Origin of the sequence: Streptomyces sp. P9-2, assembly GCF_051903975.1 — a bacterium.
Taxonomy (GTDB): Bacteria; Actinomycetota; Actinomycetes; order Streptomycetales; family Streptomycetaceae; genus Streptomyces; species Streptomyces cellulosae.
In genome coordinates, this window is the sequence record NZ_CP192634.1 from 403768 (window position 1) to 423647 (window position 19880).

General features: G+C 75.7%; 19 protein-coding genes. 9 read left to right on the forward strand and 10 right to left on the reverse strand.

Going from position 1 to position 19880, the window contains the following annotated elements; translation table 11 throughout:
• Positions 1-67: 67 nt before the first annotated feature.
• Positions 68-1057, reverse strand: a complete 990-nt coding sequence (locus tag ACQY0Z_RS34450; RefSeq protein WP_347226606.1) for an alpha/beta fold hydrolase — start codon at positions 1055-1057, stop codon at positions 68-70.
• A 345-nt stretch (positions 1058-1402) separates the two neighbouring features.
• On the opposite strand from ACQY0Z_RS34450, the gene ACQY0Z_RS34455 reads away from it, so the two are divergent.
• On the forward strand, positions 1403-1939 hold the full coding sequence (locus tag ACQY0Z_RS34455; RefSeq protein ID WP_189899868.1) for a hypothetical protein: 537 nt from the start codon (positions 1403-1405) through the stop codon (positions 1937-1939).
• Between the two features lie 23 nt (positions 1940-1962).
• Here the strand turns inward: ACQY0Z_RS34455 and pgm are convergent, their stop codons facing one another.
• Together pgm and ACQY0Z_RS34465 are read right to left on the reverse strand one after the other, a co-directional pair.
• A complete protein-coding gene (gene pgm, locus ACQY0Z_RS34460; protein WP_439813513.1) occupies positions 1963-3603 on the reverse strand; it encodes a phosphoglucomutase (alpha-D-glucose-1,6-bisphosphate-dependent) in 1641 nt (546 codons plus the stop codon).
• A 107-nt stretch (positions 3604-3710) separates the two neighbouring features.
• Positions 3711-4172, reverse strand: coding sequence for a hypothetical protein (locus ACQY0Z_RS34465; RefSeq protein WP_189899865.1), 462 nt, complete (start codon positions 4170-4172; stop codon positions 3711-3713).
• A 203-nt stretch (positions 4173-4375) separates the two neighbouring features.
• Here ACQY0Z_RS34465 and ACQY0Z_RS34470 point away from each other — a divergent pair, with 203 nt between their 5' ends.
• From ACQY0Z_RS34470 to ACQY0Z_RS34490, 5 genes are all read left to right on the forward strand, one after another.
• Positions 4376-4525 carry a hypothetical protein gene (locus ACQY0Z_RS34470; protein WP_019525643.1) on the forward strand — a complete coding sequence of 50 codons (150 nt, stop codon included), beginning with the start codon at positions 4376-4378 and terminating at the stop codon, positions 4523-4525.
• Between the two features lie 66 nt (positions 4526-4591).
• Entirely contained in the window at positions 4592-5011 is a 420-nt protein-coding gene (locus ACQY0Z_RS34475; RefSeq protein WP_189899863.1) for an ATP-binding protein, read from the forward strand.
• 103 nt (positions 5012-5114) lie between these two features.
• Positions 5115-5837: an adenosylcobinamide amidohydrolase gene (locus ACQY0Z_RS34480; RefSeq protein ID WP_439813514.1), complete on the forward strand. Its 723-nt coding sequence runs from the start codon at positions 5115-5117 to the stop codon at positions 5835-5837.
• Between the two features lie 235 nt (positions 5838-6072).
• On the forward strand, positions 6073-7650 hold the full coding sequence (locus tag ACQY0Z_RS34485) for a PP2C family protein-serine/threonine phosphatase (protein WP_439813515.1): 1578 nt from the start codon (positions 6073-6075) through the stop codon (positions 7648-7650).
• Positions 7647-8726, forward strand: coding sequence for a cobalamin B12-binding domain-containing protein (locus ACQY0Z_RS34490; RefSeq protein WP_189899857.1), 1080 nt, complete (start codon positions 7647-7649; stop codon positions 8724-8726). The genes ACQY0Z_RS34485 and ACQY0Z_RS34490 overlap by 4 nt, the downstream gene beginning before the upstream one ends.
• A 38-nt stretch (positions 8727-8764) precedes the next feature.
• Here the strand turns inward: ACQY0Z_RS34490 and ACQY0Z_RS34495 are convergent, their stop codons facing one another.
• The 3 genes from ACQY0Z_RS34495 to ACQY0Z_RS34505 are packed head-to-tail and all read right to left on the reverse strand — an operon-like array spanning position 8765 to position 12291.
• Positions 8765-10330 (reverse strand): FAD-dependent oxidoreductase, encoded by a 1566-nt coding sequence (locus ACQY0Z_RS34495; protein ID WP_439813516.1) that lies wholly within the window; start codon positions 10328-10330, stop codon positions 8765-8767.
• Positions 10327-11055 (reverse strand): methyltransferase domain-containing protein, encoded by a 729-nt coding sequence (locus ACQY0Z_RS34500; RefSeq protein ID WP_189899853.1) that lies wholly within the window; start codon positions 11053-11055, stop codon positions 10327-10329. Before ACQY0Z_RS34500 ends, ACQY0Z_RS34495 begins: the two co-directional genes overlap by 4 nt.
• A gap of 42 nt (positions 11056-11097) precedes the next feature.
• Positions 11098-12291 carry a lycopene cyclase family protein gene (locus ACQY0Z_RS34505; protein ID WP_439813555.1) on the reverse strand — a complete coding sequence of 398 codons (1194 nt, stop codon included), beginning with the start codon at positions 12289-12291 and terminating at the stop codon, positions 11098-11100.
• Between the two features lie 319 nt (positions 12292-12610).
• Here ACQY0Z_RS34505 and ACQY0Z_RS34510 point away from each other — a divergent pair, with 319 nt between their 5' ends.
• Genes ACQY0Z_RS34510 through ACQY0Z_RS34520 form a run of 3 tightly spaced genes read left to right on the forward strand, consistent with a single transcriptional unit; the run spans position 12611 to position 16159 of the window.
• Positions 12611-14155: a phytoene desaturase gene (locus ACQY0Z_RS34510; protein WP_439813517.1), complete on the forward strand. Its 1545-nt coding sequence runs from the start codon at positions 12611-12613 to the stop codon at positions 14153-14155.
• Entirely contained in the window at positions 14142-15158 is a 1017-nt protein-coding gene (locus ACQY0Z_RS34515; protein ID WP_439813518.1) for a phytoene/squalene synthase family protein, read from the forward strand. The genes ACQY0Z_RS34510 and ACQY0Z_RS34515 overlap by 14 nt, the downstream gene beginning before the upstream one ends.
• Positions 15158-16159: a DUF5914 domain-containing protein gene (locus ACQY0Z_RS34520; RefSeq protein WP_189899847.1), complete on the forward strand. Its 1002-nt coding sequence runs from the start codon at positions 15158-15160 to the stop codon at positions 16157-16159. The genes ACQY0Z_RS34515 and ACQY0Z_RS34520 overlap by 1 nt, the downstream gene beginning before the upstream one ends.
• Positions 16160-16288: 129 nt before the next feature.
• Here ACQY0Z_RS34520 and ACQY0Z_RS34525 read toward each other — a convergent pair whose 3' ends face one another.
• Genes ACQY0Z_RS34525 through ACQY0Z_RS34540 form a run of 4 tightly spaced genes read right to left on the reverse strand, consistent with a single transcriptional unit; the run spans position 16289 to position 19865 of the window.
• On the reverse strand, positions 16289-17167 hold the full coding sequence (locus ACQY0Z_RS34525; protein WP_439813519.1) for an SDR family oxidoreductase: 879 nt from the start codon (positions 17165-17167) through the stop codon (positions 16289-16291).
• Complete coding sequence (locus ACQY0Z_RS34530; protein ID WP_189899840.1) at positions 17164-17649, reverse strand: hypothetical protein; 486 nt, start codon at positions 17647-17649, stop codon at positions 17164-17166. The genes ACQY0Z_RS34525 and ACQY0Z_RS34530 overlap by 4 nt, the downstream gene beginning before the upstream one ends.
• A gap of 58 nt (positions 17650-17707) precedes the next feature.
• Positions 17708-19369, reverse strand: coding sequence for a phytoene desaturase family protein (locus tag ACQY0Z_RS34535; RefSeq protein ID WP_381730833.1), 1662 nt, complete (start codon positions 19367-19369; stop codon positions 17708-17710).
• Positions 19362-19865: an SRPBCC family protein gene (locus tag ACQY0Z_RS34540; protein ID WP_189899835.1), complete on the reverse strand. Its 504-nt coding sequence runs from the start codon at positions 19863-19865 to the stop codon at positions 19362-19364. The genes ACQY0Z_RS34535 and ACQY0Z_RS34540 overlap by 8 nt, the downstream gene beginning before the upstream one ends.
• Positions 19866-19880: the final 15 nt, after the last annotated feature.

The window sequence follows — 19880 nt, forward strand, 5'->3', positions numbered from 1 at the left end:
TTCGCCGCCGTCCGTCCCCGAGAACCCGGCCGCGCCGGGTGTCGTGCGCTCGCTGTCGTGCGGGAACCTAGCACGGGGCCGCGGGCAGGGCGGCGAGCCAGTCCGTGAGGAGGCGGTTGACGTCCTCGGGGCGTTCCTGCTGCACCCAGTGCCCGCAGCCCTTCAGGATGTGCGAGGACACCAGTCCCGGCAGGGTGACCGGGAAGGCGTCGATCGCGTCGGCCATCCACGTGGTGGACGCGTCGAGTTCGCCTCCGATGAACAGGGACGGCTGGGTGACCGGCGCCCCGTCGTACGCGGCGAGGTCCTCCCAGTCCCGGTCCATGGCGCGGTAGCGGGCCAGCGCGCCGCTCATCCCGGTGCGCTCGAACTCGCCGGCGTACACGTCGAGTTCGGCGTCGGTGAGCCACGCGGGGCGCCGGTCCGCGGGGAACCGTTCACGGAGGGTTCCGCCCGGCCCGGTGAAGTACGGGGAGGGCGCGGCCGGTCCCGGCATGGTGTCGGCGGACAGGGCCGCGTAGAACCCGGCGAGCCAGCCGCGTACGTCCGGCTCGATCTCCGCCTCGGCACGGCCCGGCTCCTGGAAGTACGACACGTAGAACTCCTCGTCGCCGCCCATCGACGCGAAGACCGTGCTGGGGCGCGGGCCGCCGCGCGGGGCGTAGGGGACGCTGAGCATCGCCACCGCGCGGAAGACGTCCGGCCGGAGCAGGGCGGCGTTCGAGGCGACGGACGAGCCCCAGTCGTGGCCGACGACGACGGCGGTCCGCTCCCCGAGGGCCTCGACCACCGCGACGGCGTCGTCCACGAGTTCCCGTACGCGGTACGCGTCAGGGTCGGCGGGCCGGGAGGAACGGCCGTGGCCGCGCACGTCCACGGCCACGGCCCGGTAGCCGGCCGCGGCGAGGGCGGGCAGCTGGTGGCGCCAGGAGTACCAGCCCTCGGGGAACCCGTGCACGAGCAGCACGAGCGGACCGCTGCCCTGCTCCACCAGGTGCACGCGGCCCTCGGGTGCGGGGACGAGTCGGTGGACGGGGGGCGAGGTCGGTACCGGCACGAGGGGCTCCTGAGTCGCTCGGATGGCTTTTGGGGCGTACGCCGAGCATGCGGGGTTGTGCGGGGGCGGGGCGAGTGATGTTGCCGGTTCGGCAAACGGTGTCGGTGGGGGCCGGCAAACGGTGTCGGTGGGGGCGTCTACGGTCGTTCCCGTCTCGTCGCCGGTGCGGGCCGAAGGGGGGCTGTTCGCGCAGTTCCCCGCGCCCCTGGGCCCCTAGGGGTGCGGGGAACTGCCCGACAAGCCCCACCGGCCCGCAGATCACCTCGTGCCGGTCCCCCGTTTCCCCGTTCCGGCGCTGTGCGATGATCCTGGCGGGCTCCCGGACGTGAAAGGGAATGGACGGACGTGACCGTGCAGGGACCGGACGACGGCGGAACGCCGCGGGATCGGGAGGACGGGGTGCCGTCCCTGCCCGACGACGTCTGGCAGCGGTTCCTCATGGACAGCGAGCAGGCCATCCGTACGTCCGCCCCCTGGGAGCCCTCCGCGGTGCAGCGGGCGGCGGGACGCTCCCCGCAGCCTCCACAGCCGCCCCGAGCCCCCGAACCCGCACAGCGGCCCTCGCCCCCGCCCCGTCACGACACCCCCGACCCCGTCGGCGACCTCTGGCAGCCCGACGACCCCTGGGAGGGGCCCGCCTGGCGGGACCTCGACGCCCGCGCCCGGCTCCGCCGCATCGGGCGTGTCGTGGGGACCGCCGCCGCCATCGCCCTGGCCCTCGGCGCCTGGTCGCAGTTGTCCACGGGCGCCGGCGCCCCGGCCGAGGGGCCCGGCGACACCGTGCTCCAGCAGTCCGAGGAAGCCCCGGTGACGCTGCCGCCGGGGGCCTCCGTGCCGGCCGGGCTCACCACCCCGTCCGCCACGGAGATCCGGACCGGCTGACGGGCCGGCAGACAAGCCGAGCTTCAGCCGCCCAGCGCCGCCAGCACGACCCCCTTCGCCTCCTCCTGGACCCGGCGCAGATGCTCCGGACCCTGGAACGACTCGGCGTAGATCTTGTACACGTCCTCCGTGCCCGACGGGCGGGCCGCGAACCAGGCGCTCTCCGTGGTCACCTTGATGCCGCCGATGGACGCGCCGTTGCCGGGCGCCTCCGTGAGCACGGCGGTGACCGGCTCCCCCGCCAGGGTGTCCGCGGTGACCTGCGCCGGGGACAGCTTCGCCAGGCGTGCCTTCTCCTCGCGGGTCGCGGGGGCGTCGATGCGCTCGTAGGCGGGTTCGCCGAAGCGCGCGGTCAGTTCGGCGTAGTGCCGGGACGGCGTCTTCCCGGTGACCGCGGTGATCTCGGAGGCGAGCAGCGCCAGGATGACGCCGTCCTTGTCGGTGGTCCACACCGAGCCGTCGCGGCGCAGGAAGGACGCCCCGGCCGACTCCTCGCCGCCGAAGCCGAGGCTGCCGTCGACCAGTCCGTCCACGAACCACTTGAAGCCGACCGGCACTTCGACCAGTTCGCGCTTCAGGTCGGCGGCGACCCGGTCGATCATCGCCGACGAGACGAGGGTCTTGCCGACGCCCGCCCCCGACGGCCACTGCTCGCGGTGCGCGTACAGGTAGCCGATCGCGACGGCGAGATAGTGGTTGGGGTTCATCAGGCCGGCGTCCGGGGTGACGATGCCGTGCCGGTCGGCGTCGGCGTCGTTGCCCGTCGCGATGTCGAAGCGGTCGCGCTGTCCGATGAGGGACGCCATCGCGTACGGCGACGAGCAGTCCATGCGGATCTTGCCGTCCCAGTCGAGCGTCATGAACCGCCAGGTGGGGTCGGTCAGCGGGTTCACCACCGTGAGGTCCAGGCGGTGTTCCTCGGCGATCCGGCCCCAGTAGGCGACGGACGCCCCGCCCAGCGGGTCGGCGCCGATACGGACGCCGGCGGCGCGGATCGCGTCGAGGTCGAGCACGCTGGGCAGGTCGGCGACGTACGTGCCGAGGAAGTCGTAGCGGCCGGTGTTCGACGCGGCCAGGGCGCGCGCGTACGGGATGCGGCGGACGTCCTTCAGGCCGCCGCGGATGATCTCGTTGGCACGTTCCTGGATCCAGCCGGTGGCGTCCGAGCCGGCGGGGCCGCCGCTGGGCGGGTTGTACTTGAACCCGCCGTCGGCGGGCGGGTTGTGGGACGGGGTGACGACGACGCCGTCGGCGAGTCCCGTGCCGCGGCCCCGGTTGTGGGTGAGCACGGCGTGCGAGACGGCCGGGGTGGGCGTGTAGCCGTCGGCGCTGTCGATCAGCACCGTCACACCGTTGGCGGCGAACACCTCCAGGGCGGTGACCCGCGCCGGTTCGGAGAGGGCGTGGGTGTCCGCGCCGAGGAAGAGCGGTCCGTCGATGCCCTGCGCGGCGCGGTACTCGACGATGGCCTGGCTGGTCGCGGCGATGTGGTCCTCGTTGAACGCGGCGGCCAGTGACGAGCCGCGGTGCCCCGAGGTGCCGAACGCCACGCGCTGCCCCGGGTCGTCCAGGTCGGGGTGGAACGCGTAGTACGCCGTGACCAGCCGAGCGACGTCGACGAGATCCTCGGGACCGGCCGGACCGCCCGCTCGCTCGTGCTGCATGTGCCCACTCCTCCGCAAAAGGTCGGTTGTCACGCTTGCGGAGACATCTTTCCCCGCCGGGGCGTCGCCGCGCGAGTGGGCTCGGTCCGCTCCGGCCCCGGAGGACGTCAGATACGTCCGCCGGTCATCCGGGTCAGGGGCCCGTGGGCGTGGCGTTCCGCGCGGCGGCCCACCGCGTAGGAGGCGGCGGTCAGCGCGGTCAGTCCGGCGGCCGCGCCGGCGGCGACCAGCCTGCGGTTGGCGATGACGGTCCAGGCGGTCTTGGCGCCGGCGGCCACCTGCCCGGAGGCGGTGACGACGGCGCGGCGGCCGGCCTCCGCGCCCTTGACGGCGGACTGGGCGGCGCCGTTCGCCACGCGCGCGGCACGCTCGGTGCCGGACGCGAGGGCCGACGTGGCGTCAGACGCCTTCGAGGCCACGCCGTTGGCGGCGTCGGCCGCCTTGGAGGCCGCGCCGTTCGCCGTCTCGGTCGCCTTGCCGGCGGTCTTGTCGGCGGTCGAGGCGGCCTTGGACGCCGTGGACCCGGCGGTCGAGGTCTTCCGGTTCGCATTCTTGTTCTGTTCGGTCATGGACACCGGTTTGCCGCAGGGCCGGTCGGCAAACACATCCCGTGACGAGGCGCCGCTCACCGTCAGCGGTAAGCGGACCACCGTCAACCGCGCAGGGGCGTGCGGAGGTTCGGAGAATCCCCGGCCGCGCCGGGCTGTACCGGCCCTCCGGGGGTAGAAGGACAGCGGCACGCACACGCCGTCGCCTACCGAGAGGAGTCGCCATGCCCGGCATGGTGGAGCGCATCAAGCAGTTCGCCCGGAGTCCGCAGGGGCGCCGCACGGCCGAACAGGTACGCAGGGCCGCGGCCGACCCCCGGCGGCGGGCGCAGGCCCAGCGGCTGCTGGGACGGCTGCGCGGTGGCCGGCGCTGAGCCGATCCCGGGCCTGACGGCGCCGCGCGACCGCGCGGGCCGCGGGCCGATCACCGAAAGGACTCCATGAACGAATCGTCGGTCCGCACCGTGGGCTGGGCCCGCTCCCTGCCGATGGGCCAGGGGGTCAAGGCGGCCCGTGACTGGGCGCAGGAGCACCTCGCCTCCCTGGGCTGGGACGAGACAGCGCCCGAGACGGTCCACTCCGTGCTGCTCACGGTGTCGGAGCTGGTCACCAACGCGCATGTGCACGCCGGCACCGACGCGCAGCTGGTGATGTCGTGGGACACCCGCTGCCTGCACATCTCCGTGCACGACGGGTCCGCCTCCCTGCCCACGCCGCGCGAGCCGAGCGAGGAGCGGGTCGGCGGGCGCGGCATGCTGCTGGTCGACGTCCTGGCGGACACCTGGGAGGCGCGGCCCTGCCCGCACGGCAAGACGGTCACCGCCTGCTTCCGCGCGCCGGAGGAGGCCGCCGCGGTGTGATCACCCCGGCGGCGGACGCGGCCCCGGCCTGGCCTACGATCGGTCGGGCCGACCCACGTCAGGCCCGCCTCGTGGGGGCCGCCGCCCGCCAGGAGCCCGCACGGTGACCGCCGTCCTGCCCCCGCACCCCGCCACGCCCGCCCTGCCGGCCCCGCGCCGGCTGACCCGGGCCGAGGACGGTGAACGGCTGCACGCGCTGGTGTGGGCGGCGGGTCCCGGGCGCCGGGCGATCAGCAGCGCGGTGCTGGGCGGCGGCATCGGTGAGCGGGCGTGGATCCTCAACGCACAGGTGGCGCACGGCTACCGGCGTACCGATCCGGAGCGGCACCTCGCCTCCCTCGCCGCGGACGCGGGCCTGAGCGGGCACGGGGTGGGTCTGATGACGGCGGCGGACGTGTCGGCGTACGCGCACGCGCGCGACGCGGGTGTGGAGGCGTTCGTCACGGCGGGCGTGGACGTGCGCGGCTGGGCGGCGCGGCCCGGTGAGGGCGCGGAGGGCGCGGAGGGCGTTCCGGAGCCGGGCACGATCAACGTGGTGGTGGCCGTGCCGGCCGCGTTGACCGACGCGGCGCTGGTGAACGCGGTGGCCACCGCGACGGAGGCGAAGGTCCAGGCGCTCGTGGAGAGCGGGTACGACTGTTCCGGCACCCCGACCGACGCGGTGTGCGTCGTCGCCGACGCCCCGGCCCCGCACCGGGAGGCGCACGCGTTCGCCGGGCCCCGGTCGCTGTGGGGGGCGCGGCTGGCGCGTGCCGTGCACCGGGCCGTGCGGGACGCCGTGACCGAGGGCGGCGGGGACGCTCCCGCCGTCCGCCGTGAGACATGAAACACCTGCTGGGGGGTACTGGGCCCGTCATGGACTTCCTCGCCGACCAGGCAGGTTGCTTCGCGGGCACGGATGGGGGACCGTTGCCGCCGTACCTGCTGATGCCGACGAGAGAGGGGGTGGGTGCGCGGCGCGCACCTCGTTCGTGATTTCTTCCCCCGGTTCCAGCGCCGATCCGTGCGACGCGCGCGACGGATCCGTCCCCACGTGGGACGACGCTCCGTGCCCCGTTCTGGTGCTGGACTCACGCGGCCGGATCGCCGGCCGCAACCGTGCCGCCCGCCGCCTCACCGCGTCCTCCGCCGCGTCCGACGTTCCGCCCTCGTGGCTGGCCGAGGCGCACCGGCGTCATGTCGCCGGAACCTCCGACCCGACGGCGGGCACGCCGGCCGGGCTGTTCGGCAGCCGCTCCTTCGAGGCCCGGCCCTCCCCCACCGGGGACGGCCGTGTGGCCTGGTGGCTGTTGGACCGCACCGACCTCGTCGCGGCCCATGAGACCGTGCGGGAGACCCGGGAGCGCGCCGACGCCACCTCCGACGTCTTCAGCACCCTGCTGTCGTCCCTGAACGTGCCGCGCTGCGCGGAGGTCGCCGCCCGGATGGCCACCGACCACCTCGCCGAGGCCGCCGTGCTGATCACCCCGCCCGCCGGCCACCGGTACGCCGTCACCCACGCACTGCGCGGCCGCAGGGTGGTGCAGGAGACGCGGCAGATCGACCCGCTCACCGTCCCCGGGCTCGACGAGGCCCTGCGCGGCTTCCCGCCCGTGCCGGCCCGCTGGATCAACCCGGACGCCATCCCGGACTGGGCGATCCCCGAGGGCTTCTCAGGGCCGGTCGGTTCCGTGCTGGTGACGCCGCTGCCCGGGCACGGGGTGCCCGCGGGCGCGCTCATCCTGCTGCGCTCGGACACCGAGAAGGGGTTCTCGCCGGAGGAGGAGGTGTTCGCCCGGCTGTTCGCGTCCCGTGCGGGCACCGCCCTGTCGGCGGCGCGCCTGTACAGCGAGCAGACGGCCATCACCGGCACCCTGATGCGGGAACTGCTGCCGCCGCCGCTGAGCCGGGTGCACGGCGTCGACTACGCGGGCCGCTACCGCACCGCCATGGACCACGAGCGGGTCGGCGGCGACTTCTACGACGTCCACCCCGGCCCCGACGAGTCCGCCGAGACGTTCGTCGCGCTGGGCGACGTGGCCGGCAAGGGACTGGACGCGGCGGTCCTCACCGGGAAGATCCGCAACACGCTGCACGCGCTGCTGCCGCTCGCCTCCGACCACCTCCGGGTGCTGCGCATGCTCAACGGCGCCCTGCTGACCTCCCACCACGCGCGGTTCGCGACCCTGGTGCTGGCGTCCGTGAAGCGTCAGGACGACGGCGCGGTACGGCTGCGGCTCACCAGCGCCGGGCATCTGCCGCCGCTGGTGGTGCGCGCGGACGGCCGGGTGGAGGAGACGCCCACGCAGGGCACCCTCGTGGGCGCGCTGCCCAAGGTGACCGCGCGCACCGTGGAGACGGAACTCGCCCCGGGCGACACCTGCCTGCTCTACACCGACGGCATCACCGAGGCCCGCGGCGGCCCGCTCGGCGACGAGATGTTCGGCGAGGAGCGGCTGCGGCAGGCCCTGGAGGGATGCGGCGGCATGCCGGGCGAGGCGATGGTGGAACACGTACAGATGCTGGCCGCGCAGTGGCTGGAGCCGGGGAGCCGCCACGACGACATGGCCGTCGTGGCCATCGGCGCGCCGCGCGGCGGCAGCCCGGCGGGCGGCCGCGCCCCGGCCGGTGACGGCGGACGAGCGCGGAGGACACCATGAGCGGACCCAGGGCCTCGGCCGGCGAACTCGGCGAGGCGCTGTGGAAGGCGGTGACCGACGGCGACGAGTACGACGCCGTCGACGTCGTCCGCGGCGCTCTGGCGGACGGCTGGCAGGAGGAGGACCTGCTGCTCGACGTGGTCGCGGCGGTGCAGGCGCGGATCGGCGTCGAATGGGCCGCCGACCGGATCAGCGTCGCCCAGGAGCACGCTGCGACCGCGATCAACGAACGGGTCATCACCGCGCTGGTGCACCACGGCTCCGGCGGCGCGCGTCCCGACGCCGTGCGGGGCCGGGTCACGGTGAGCTGCGTCGACGGCGAGTGGCACGCGTTCCCCGCGCGGCTGGTCGCCGAGACCCTGCGGCTGCGCGGCTGGCAGGTCGACTACCTCGGGGCCCAGACGCCCACCCCGCACCTGGTGGCGCACCAGCACCACACCAACTCCGACGCGGTGCTGCTGTCCGGGTCCATCCCCACGCACCTGCCGCGGGCGCACACCGCGATCACCGCCTGCCGGTCCGTGGGCGTGCCGGTGGTGGCGGGCGGCCGGGCGTTCGGCGTGGACGGGCGGTACGCGCGCGCCCTGGGCGCCGACGCGTGGGCCCCGGACGCGCGGGGCGCCGCTGCCGTGCTGGAGGCCGGTCCGGAGAGACCCACGAGGGTCCGGCAGGCGATCGACGACCTGCCGCACCTGGCCGACCAGGAGTACAGCATGGTCACCCAGTCGCGCGCCCGGCTGGTGAAGGAGACGCTGACGGAGCTGGAGCGGCGCTTCCCGCCGCTGCGGGAGTACAGCGACGCGCAGCGCGAGCGCACGGCCGAGGACCTGGCGCACGTCGTGGACTTCCTGGCGACCGCCCTCTACGTCGACGCCGTCGAGGTGTTCACCGAGTTCCTGGGCTGGACGGCGGACGTGCTGTCCGCGCGCAACGTCCCGCCGCACTCCCTGGTGACCGGCCTTGACATCCTCGCGGACCGGCTGCACGACTTCCCGCGTGCCCTGTCCACGGTCCGCGCCGGCGCCGCCCATCTCACGGGCAGGACCGGCCCGGCGGTCACGGACACGGTGGTCTGACAGGAGGGGAGCACGCCGACACGCTCCCCCGCTTCACGTCATCTCCGGCGCCCCACCGCCCCCGCGAGACCGCGCAGCACCGCGCTGCGGCCCCGGTCCGGGACCGTCCAGAGCGGCTGGCCCCGTACGCCCCAGCGCTCCAGCAGGGCGTTCGCGGCGAGGAAGCCGGTGGTCGCCGCGCGTTCCATCAGGGCCACCGGCAGGGACGTACGCACCAGGTCGCCCGCCACCATCAGGCCCGGCTCCGGTGTGCGGACCGAGGGGCGGTCCTCGTAGCCGCCCACCGGGAAGAGCGGGCAGTCCGTGCCCCACTCGTGGCGGGCGTCGACGACCCCCGCCCTCCGGGTCTCCGGGTAGATCCGGTGCAACTGGTCGAGCAGCCGCTTCTGTTCGACCTCCGGGGACGCCTCCGGGGGCAGCGCGTAGGCGTGCAGTTCGACGACGGAGCCGCCGGTGCGGGCGGCCCAGCGGGCGGCCTCGTCCTCGTACCGTTCGAGGACGCTGACGTTGTCGAGGGTGCCGTAGCCGCTGGTGCCGAGGAAGCCGGGACGGTCGGGGGCCACCGGGCGGTCCAGCCAGAGGCGGGAGACCAGGAACGGCGGGGCGTTGCGCAGCCGGGCGATCCGCTCCCGCCAGGGGGTGTCACCCAGCCGGAGGGAGCGGTCGACGAGGGCGCGCAGTCCGACGGCGTCCAGGGCGAGCACCACGGTGTCGTGGCGCCGTTCGTCCCGGTCGGTGGCGACCTCGTACCCGCCGTCGTCCAGGGGTTCGACGTGCTCGACGGGGGTGGAGGTGCGCAGGGCGGCGCCGTGCCGTTCGAGCAGGGCGGCGAGCGGCTCCCACAGGGCCGTGGGGAAGGGCGCGGTGGGCACGTCGAACAGCAGGCCCTCGGAGGAGCCGAGGAAGTAGATGTGGAACATCAGCGCCATCTCGGCCGCCGACAGCAGCCGGGGGTCGGCGAAGAAGCTGCGGGAGAACACCTCGAACGCCAGATGCCGGGCGCTCTCCGGGAAGCGGACCGCGTCGAGGAAGTCGTGCGCGCTGACCGCGTCGAGGCGTTCGTACACCTCGGGCACGCGGACGTCGAGGAGGGGCAGCGCGGCGGCCGCGTTCATCCGGGGCAGGTCGCGCAGCGGGAACGACGGGCTGAGCGCGGCGAAGCCGAGCGCGCTCCACGGCGGGGTGCGGGGCACGTGCCGGAAGCTGTCCCTCATGCCGTCGCTGTGCCGCAGCGGGTAGTCGGGCAGGGGGGTGAGGCGCTCCAGGGCGGGGTCGGTACGGCGAAGCAGGCCGCGCAGGTTGTAGTACTGCCGGAAGAAGGCGTGGAAGCCGCGGCTCATCGTCGCGGGCGTGCCGTCCTTCAGGTCGACGGGCCGGCCGCCGACGCGTCCGCCGAGGTAGGGGCGGGCCTCGTAGAGGGTGACGTCGACGCCGCGTTCGGCGAGGGCGGTGGCGGCGGCCAGTCCGGCGATGCCGCCGCCGACGACGGCGGTGCTGGGCCTGCGGTCGCCGTCGACGCGGGGCGCGCCGGGCGCGGGCATGATGACGCGGGCGCGGCGGTCACGGCCGCGGCGGGCGGCGGCCGGGCGGGGCGGTCGGGTCATCGCGCGGTCTCCTTCGTGGTGGGGCGGCGCCCGGTGAAGGTGTGGGTGATGCCGGTCTGCCAGCCGGGCAGCGGCAGGCGGCGCACACGGTCGAAGCCGTTCGCCTCCAGCCGGTGCGCGAACCGGTCGGCGGTGTCGAACTCGACGACGCTGCGCCACAGATGGCGGTACAGGCCGCCGTCCCCGAGCAGGGTCGCGACGGGCTGCACGACCCCCCGGCAGACCAGCGTCCACACGGCGCGGTCGGTGCGGCGGCCGCCGAGGGTGTACTCGTGCACGGCGAGGCGTCCGCCGGGCGCGAGCAGGCCGTGCACGGTGCGCAGCACGGCGTCGGGGTCGGTGACGTTGCGGAACAGGTAGGCGGCGAACACCGCGTCGAACGGTCCGGTCACCCCGGCCTCGGCGAGCCGTTCGGCGGGCGCGTGCACGAACGTGACGTTCGGCGGCCAGGTCTTGGCGGAGGCCCGCTCCAGCATGCCGGCGGAGGCGTCCACGGCGGTGATCTCGGCGCTCGGCAGCACCTCGGCGAGCGCGCCGGTGGAGGCGCCGGTGCCGCAGCCGAGGTCGAGCACGCGCAGCCCCTCGCCGCCGCGGGGCAGGCCGAGACGGCGCGCGGAGCGGCGCAGATGGGCGTGGTAGCCGGGGTTGGCGGCGACGAGGGTGTCGTAGCTGCGGGCGGCGTGGTCGAAGGCGGCGGCGAGGTGCTCGTCGCGCAGGAGGGTCATGGGGTCTCCGGGGTGGCAGGGACGAAGGACGTCAACGCGGGTCTAGGGGACTTCGTACGGGCGGCGGGGCAGGCCGGGCAGTTCCAGCGCGGAGCGGAGCATCGGGCCGACCGGGGCGTGCAGGCCGACGGCGAGGTCCTCGTGGAGGCGGGTGTCGCCGTCGAGGAACCGCAGCAGCCGCCGCATGGGGACGCGCTCGAACAGGCGGCAGAACAGGGCGGGTCCGTCGGCGCGCCCGCCGGCCAGGGCGCGCAGCAGCACGGCGTCCATGGCGCGGGAGCGGGCCGAGTGGGCGGGCGGCGGCACGGGGCGGCGGCCCTCGCGTAGGGCGGCCGCGACGGCGCGGGTCTGGCGCTGGAGGCCGGCGAAGGTGTAGCCGGTGGAGGGGCGGGTGGCGCCGCCCGCCGCGCCGATGCGGAACACGGACTGCCCGGTGCGGCGGGGCATCACCGCGTCGGTCATCGGGATGACGCCCGTCTCGGTGGACAGCACCTCAAGGTCGCCCAGCCGGAGCACGTCGCCGGTGTAGTGGCGTACGGCGGTCTCGTAGGCGTCGGGGGTGAGGGGGCGGGGGGAGAACTCGGTGTACTCCACCAGGGCGTCGTGGCGGCCGAGGGGCAGGACGTAGCCGAAGGACAGTCCTTCGGCGGGCTGCGGGGTGCGGAAGTCCATGAGTTCGGCGGTGCCGGGGGCGAAGGCGGGCCGGGTGGTGCGCACGAACCAGCCGTGGAAGTGCTGGAGCAGCGTGGTGCGGGCGGCGGGCAGGCTGCCGGGCGGGCGTGAGTCGAACACCCAGCGGGCGCGTACGGCGCGGGGGTTGCCGTCACGGTCGCGCAGCCGCACCAGCGCTCCCCCGGACACGTCCTCCACGGTGTCGACGGTGCCCTCGACGCGGCGTACGGCGTCGCGGTCCGCGAGGTCGCGGGAGACGAGGGTCTCGAAGTCGTCGGAGCGGATCATCTTGTAGCGCAGCGGGGCGATGTCGCCGTGGATGGGGCGGCCTCCCCGGTCGCGGACCCGCAGGCTCCGCCAGGACGCGGTGACGGCGGCGTCGAAGCGGCCGGGGCCCGCCTCCCAGAAGCACCAGGTGCGGCGCGGCGGCCGCAGCGGTCCGGGCGGGGCGTCCACCAGGGCGACGGACGGCGGCCGTTGCCCGCTGCCGGGACCGGCCAGCCGGTGGGCGAGGGACAGCCCGGCCGCTCCCGCCCCGACGATCGCGACGTCCGCCTCCAGCACGCCGGCACCACCCTCCTCGGTCACGGTTCCCGCGCCTCCGCACGGCCGGTTGTTTCCGTCCGTGTGCCCGCGCGGATCCGGGTCACTCGGACGTGAGACGACGGGCGCGACCGGGAAGGCATGCGCCGGTCGTCCGGCGTACCGGAACGATGCGCGTGCCGACGAGAGGAAGACACCGGATGCTCCCGACTGGGGCCAAGAGACACCGCGCGGCGATGCGGTCGCGCGCGCCGCGCCCGGCCCGTCCGCCCGGACCCACCGTCCGGGTGCCGTCCGTCCGCGTGACGGCGCAACCGCTGTACGGCGCGAGGGCCGGGCGGTGAGCCGGACCGTTCCGGGGCGCACGGACCATGTCGTCGTCGTGGGGGCCGGGCTCGCCGGTCTGTCGGCGGCGCTGCACCTGCTGGGCGCGGGGCGGCGGGTGACCGTCGTCGAGCGCGACGAGCTGCCCGGCGGACGCGCGGGACGCAAGGAGCTGGACGGGTACCGGATCGACACCGGGCCCACCGTGCTGACCATGCCCGACCTGGCGGACGAGCCGTTCGCCGCCGTCGGGGACAGCCTGCGCAAGCGGGTGGAGCTGGTGGAGCTGCACCCCGCCTACCGGGCGCGGTTCGCCGACGGCAGCAGCCTCGACGTGCACACCCGGGCCGAGGCGATGGCCGCCGAGGTGGAACGGTTCGCCGGGGCGCGGGAGGCGGCGGGCTACCTGCGGATGCGCGACTGGCTGGAGCGGCTGTACCGGGCGCAGATGGGCCGGTTCATCGACGCGAACTTCGACTCGCCGCTCGGGCTGCTCCACCCGGACCTGGCGCGGCTGGCGGCGCTGGGCGGTTTCGGTCGGCTGGACGCGCGGATCGGGAGCTTCCTGAAGGACGAGCGGCTGCGCCGGGTGTTCTCCTTCCAGGCGCTGTACGCGGGCGTCCCGCCGGCGCGGGCGCTGGCGGCGTACGCGGTGATCGCGTACATGGACACCGTCGCCGGGGTGTACTTTCCGCGCGGCGGCATGCACGCCCTGCCGCAGGCCATGGCGGACGCCGCCGCCGACACGGGCGCGGACCTGCGGTTCGGGCGGGAGGTCACCCGGCTGGAGCGTTCCGGCGGGCGGGTGACGGCGGTGGTCGCGGGCGACGAGCGGATCCCCTGCGACGCGGTCGTCCTCACCCCCGACCTGCCCGTCGCCTACGGGCTGCTGGGAGGGGCGCCCCGGCGCCCGGTGCGGCTGCGGCACTCGCCGTCGGCGGTGGTGCTGCATCTGGGCACCGACCGGACCTGGCCCGAACTCGCCCACCACACCCTTTCCTTCGGCGAGGCGTGGCGCGGCACCTTCGACGAGCTGACCCGGGCCGGGCGGCCGATGAGCGACCCGTCGCTGCTGATCACCCGGCCCACCGCCACCGACCCGTCGCTCGCGCCGCCGGGACGCCATCTGCACTACGTCCTCGCGCCCTGCCCCAACACCGACATCGGGCCGGGCGCCGCCGCGTGGACCGACCTGGCGCCGCGCTACCGGGACTCCGTGCTGCGGACCCTGGAGGGGCGCGGCCTGACCGGGCTGGCCTCCTCGATCGAGGCGGAGTGCGTGGTCACGCCCGCCGACTGGACCGCGCGGGGGCACGCGGCCGGCACACCGTTCGCCACCGCCCACACCTTCGCCCAGACGGGCCCGTTCCGCCCCCGCAACCTGGTGCGCTCCGCCGAGAACGCGGTGCTGGCCGGCTGCGGCACCACCCCCGGCGTCGGCGTGCCGACCGTGCTGCTGTCCGGGAAGCTGGCCGCACGGCGCATCACCGGTGCTCGCGGCCCCGCCGGACGCGCGTCCACCTCGTACTCCGCCCAGGAGGCCCCGCATGACCGAGCGTGAACTGGACGCGGCGGGCATCACCGACCCGGCGCTGCGCGAGGCGTACCGCCACTGCCGCGCGCTCAACGCCCGGCACGGCCGGACGTACTTCCTCGCCACCCGGCTGCTGCCCGTGCAGCGGCGGCCCGCCGTGCACGCCCTGTACGGCTTCGCCCGCTGGGCGGACGACATCGTCGACGCGCTCGGCACCGGCGCGGACACCGCCCGCCGGGACGCCGAACTGGCGGCGCTGGAACGGGAGCTGGCCAAGGGGCTCCGTGACGGGGAGAGCGCCGAGCCGGTGGTGCGGGCCCTGGCCGACACGGCGCGGCGCTACCGCATCGACCACGCCCACTTCGCCGACTTCATGACCGCCATGCGGTCCGACCTGGTGGTCACCGACTACGCCGACTACGCGGCCCTGCGCCGGTACATGCACGGCTCGGCCGCGGTGATCGGACTGCAGATGCTGCCGGTCCTCGGCACCGTCACCGACCGCGGGACGGCCGCCCCGCACGCGGCGGCCCTCGGCGTCGCCTTCCAGCTGACCAACTTCCTGCGGGACGTGGGCGAGGACCTGGACCGCGGGCGGGTGTACCTGCCGGCGGACCTGCTCGCCGCGCACGGCGTCGACCGGGAGCGCCTGCGGTGGAGCCGGGACACCGGCCGCCGCGACCCGCGCATCACCTCGGCGCTGCGCGCGTTCGAACGGCTGACGCGGGGCGTGTACCGGCAGGCCGCCCCCGGTCTCGCGATGCTCGAACCGGTGTCCCGCCCCTGCATCCGCACCGCGTTCGTGCTGTACGGCGGGATCCTGGACGCGGTCGCCGAGGACGGGTACGCGGTGCTGCACCGGCGGTCGGTGGTGCCGCGCAGGCGGCGCGCCGTGGTCGCCGCGGACGGGCTGGCCCGGGTGGCGGCGGCCCGGCTGCGCGCCAGGTCGGCCGCCGCCCGCCGACCGGACGGCGTCCCGCTGACGGGTGCGGGGCCGGTGGGGCCCCGGATGGTCGAGGAGGTCGCGTGATGGCAGGTCGCGGACGTGGGCGGCTGCCGCTCTCCCTGCGCCGCAACGCGGTGGCGTGGGAACGGCAGCGCCCCACCTGGCGGGACGCCAAGCCCGCCCTGATCGCCGGCGCGCTGAAGCGTGCGCAGGCACGCCCCTCGGGCAACTGGTACGTCGTGGGCGCCTCCCGAGACGTCGGCGGCGACCGCCCGCTGGGCCGGACGGTCGCGGGACGGGAAGTGGTGGTCTGGCGCGACACGGGCGGCCGGGTCGTCGCCGGGCCGGGCGTCTGCCCGCACCTGGGCGCGCCCCTGCGGGACAGCCCGGTGCGCTGCGGGACGCTCGTCTGCCACTGGCACGGACTGTCCCTGAACGGCGGCCCGTTCGCCGGCTGGAAGCCGTTCCCCGCATACGACGACGGGGTGCTGGTGTGGGTACGGCTGGACGCGGTGGGCGGCGAGGAACCGCTCGACGCGCCGGTGGTGCCGCGCCGCCCGGTCCCGGCGCGCGCCCTGACGGCGGTGTACGCGGGGGCCGGCGTCTGCGAGCCGGAGGACGTCGTGGCGAACCGGCTCGACCCCTGGCACGGGGCCTGGTTCCACCCGTACTCGTTCGTCGACCTCACGGTGGCGGACACACCGGAGAGCGCGGGCGGCGACTCGTTCGCCGTGGACGTGTCGTTCAAGGTGGCGGGCCGTCTGGTGGTGCCGGTCCGGGCGGTGTTCACGGCTCCCGAGCCGCGCACGGTCGTCATGCACATCACCGAGGGCGAGGGGGTCGGCTCCGTGGTCGAGACCCACGCGACTCCCCTGGGCCCGGACGCGTCGGGCCGACCGCGCACGGCGGTGATCGAGGCGGTGGTCGCCGCCTCGGACCGCCGGGGCTTCGCCCTCGCCCGAGCGGCAGCGCCCCTCCTCCGTCCCCTGGTCCGCGCGGCCTCGGGCCGCCTCTGGCGCGACGACCTCGCCTACGCGGAACGCCGCTGGGAGCTCCGCTCGACGGGGCGGTTCCCGGGGGCGTAGCAGTCCCGTCCGACGTCGGCCCGCCCGGTGGACCCACGGGCCGCCGACGACCCACCCCGCGCCCAGGGCGTCCGCAGTGCGGCGCGCGCGGCCCCTGTCGACGGGGCACGCGCGCCGCACCCGGACCCTTCAGCTCAGCCCCGCCGCCTTCGCGTCCGCCGTGCCGCCTCCGCCCAGGAGGTCCGTGTGGCGCAGGGGTGAGCGCGCCTGTATGCGCGGAAGGTAGTGGCGGGTCGCCCTGGTGACCACCGCCGGCAAGGCGGCCCGTACCGGCTGGGCCAGGCGGAGCCACTGGGGGTAGTACGCCGCGGTGCTGCGGCGTTCGACCGCCCGGGCGAGGCGGGCCGCCGCGCGGTCCGGCGGGTACACGTCCCGTACCGGCCAGGGCATGTGCCCGCGCAGCTCCTGCATCACCGCGTGGCGGTCGGCGTCCTCGATCAGGTCCGTGCCGATCCAGGTGAGGTAGCCGAGGCCGACGGTCACGCCGAGGTGGGCGACCTCCGCGCGCAGGGAGTGGGCGAAGGCCTCGACGCCCGCCTTGGAGGCGCAGTACGCGCTCATCAGCGGAGCCGCCCCGATCGCGGCGAGGGAGGCGACCTGGAGGTGGTAGCCCTTGGTCGCCGTGAGGTCGGGCAGGAACGTGCGCGCGGTGTTCGCGCTGCCGGTGAGGTTGACGTCGACGATGCGCCGCCACCGTGCCGGGTCGGAGTCGGCGAACAGCCCGGCGTCCGCCACGGCCGCGTTGGCGACGACGACGGACGTCGTGCCGAGCCCCGTGCGGACCGCGTCCGCCGCCTGCTCCAGCGCCGCGTCGTCCGTGACGTCGACCTCGTGCGCGAGGGCGGGGACGGGCAGTTCGTCGGCGAGCCGGCGCAGCCGGTCGCCCTCGTGGCCGAGCAACGCCAGCCGCATACCGCGCCCGGCGAGCTCCCGGGCGAGGGCGGCGCCGATGCCGCGCGCGGCCCCGGTCACCACCGCGGTGCGTCCGCCCAACGGGCCGCCACTCATCCGCCGTCCCCGCCGGTGATCTGCGGGTCCACGTCCGGGCGGGCGGTGTGGTGCGGATGGCCGGCGGTCCTGCGGGCCTCCTTCATCTCCGCCTCGTAGAGGTGGTCGCGGCCCTCGGCCAGCTCCTCCACCGCGGCCTGCTCCAGCTCCCGGAACGGCCGGTAGTACGTGTCGTCGTACGCCTCGACGATCTGGAACGTCCAGTGGCCGGGGATGACGTTGCGGCCCAGCACCTGGGTGCGCACGGCCTCCGCCCAGTCGGGGTGTCCGGCCTTGTGCAGCAGTTCCACGGCCCGGTCGAGCTCCAGGTCGGCGGTGCCGGTGAGCTGGTGGAAGCTGTAGAGGTGGCCGCGGGCCCGCTCGGTGGTCTCCAGTGCCTTCGACAGGGACCCCAGCGCCTCGACCGTCTCGTCGCTGACGCCCTCGGGCCGCCGGTGCCGGTGGTCGGGGCCATCGTCGGGCTGTCCGCTCTGTCCGCTCATCGTCCCGCCTCCTTCTGTGGTCGGTCGTCCGTCGGGCCGGTGGCCGGCCGGACGGGTCTCATGCGCGCCGCCCGCCCCGGTCCGGCCGCCCGCCCCGGTCCGGCTGGCGGCTTCCCGTGCGGTCGCGGTGGGCCAGCAGCCGCTGGGCGGCGGCCAGTCCGGGCGCGAACGACGGACGCAGCGCGGCCCGGGCGGCGTTGGCGCCGGGCGCGCCGTGCACGCCGCCGCCCGGGTGGGCGCCGGCGGAGGCCAGGTAGAGCCCCTTGACGGGCGTCTCGGGCCGTCCGGTGCCGGGGGCGGGCCGGAAGAACAGCTGCTGGTGCATGGCGGTGGTGCCGCCGTTGATGGCGCCGCCGTGCAGGTTCCGGTCGAGGGACTGCAGCGTGGGCGGGGCGAGGATCCGCCGGGCCCGGATCCGGTCGCGGAAGCCGGGCGCGAAACGCTCCACGTGGGCCTCGACGCGGTCGGCCATGCGCTCCTGCTCGTCCTTGTCCCAGGAGCCGGTGAGCCCGTCGTCGCCCGCGTCCCCGACGACCCGGTGAGGGACGTGGGTGTAGGCCCAGGCGGACTCGGTGCCCTCCGGGGAGCGGGTCGGGTCGGAGGTGGTCATCTGCCCGAACAGGGAGAACGGGCGGTCGGGCACGCGTCCCATGGCGAGCTGGGCGGCGAAGCGGGTGAGTTCGTCGAGCCCGTCGGCGAGATGCACGGTCCCGGCGCCGGCGGCCTGCTCGCACTTCCACGGCACGGGCCCGTCCAGTGCCCAGTCGACCTTGAAGGTGGCGAAGTCCCACTGGAAGCGCTCCAGGTCGGACAGCAGCTGCCGGGGCAGGTCCTCGGGGGCGACGAGCTCGCCGTAGAGGGCGGGGACGGACACGTCGGCGAGGACGGCGCGCCGGGCGGGGACGGTCTCCCCGTCGGCGAGGCGTACGGCGACCGCGCGCCCGTCGCGGACGACGACGCGCTCGACGCGCTTCCCGCACCGCACCACTCCCCCGCGTGACTCGAGGCGCCGTACGAGGGCGTCGGTGAGCGCGCCCGCGCCGCCGACCGGCACGGGGAAGCCGTACGTCTGTCCGAGCATGGACATCAGCCAGCCGAAGCCGCCGCTGCCTGCGGCCTCGGGGGCGAGGTCGGCGTGCAGGGCGTTGCCCGCGAGCAGCAGCCCGCCGCCCTCGCCGCGGAACTCCTCCTCGGCCATGCGCCGCACCGGCAGCACGAGGGTGCGCGCCATGCGCAGCCCGCCGGTGCCGCGCAGCCGTACGGCGAGCCGCAGCCCGGGCCGGACCGGCGGGAACGGCGTGAACAGGGCGTCGAGCAGGTCGGGGCGGAGCCTGTCCCACAGGGAGTGGAGGCGGCGCCAGGCGTCGCCGTCCCCGGGCGCGAAGGCGTCGAGGGAGGCGGCGGTGACGTCGACGTCGCGGTCCAGGACGGCGCAGCGGCCGTCGCTCAGCGGGTGGGCGACGACGTGCGGGGCGTGGCTCCAGCGCAGCCCGTGCTCCTCCAGGCCGAGTCCGGAGACGACCGGGGAGGCGGCGGCGAGCGGGTAGAAGGAGCTGAACAGGTCGCTGGCGTAGTCGGGGTGGACGCCGTGGTCGTGGCGCACGGCGCCGCCGGGTTCGGGCTGTTCCTCCAGGACGGTCACGCTCCAGCCGGCGTCGGCGAGCAGGTTCGCGGCGACCAGGCCGTTGGGCCCGGCGCCGACGACGACGGCGTCAGCCACGGGCGCCTCCCGCGTCGGGCTCCGGCACGACCTGGCCGAGCGGCCGGCGTTCCTCCGCCTCGGCGGCCTGCGACTCCACGAGGTGGGCGAGCCGGGCGAGCATGGCGCGGTGCCGGATCTGGATGAGCGCCTCGACGGCGACGTTGTGCACCAGGCCGCCCGCGCCGCGCAGGGGGTGCTCGTCGACCTTGACGAGGCACTGGTCGCCCCAGGGCCGCAGCTCGATGGCGATGCGGGCGGTGCCCAGCGGCCCGGCCTTGGCCTCGAGTTCGAGCAGCTCGCCGGGCACGACGTGCCGGACGACGGACTCGTTGTGCAGCTTCAGCGGCCCGAGGCGCACCTCGTAGCCGATCGCGGAGCCGAGCTGCGGCCAGTGGCCGCGCACCGGCTTGGACTCGGACGTGCCCACCACCCAGTCCGCGTAGCGGGTGCCGTCCTCCAGTACGGCCCACACGGACCGCGGGTCGGTGCGGATCAAGTGATGACGAACCGCCACTGTTGCCTCCTGTGT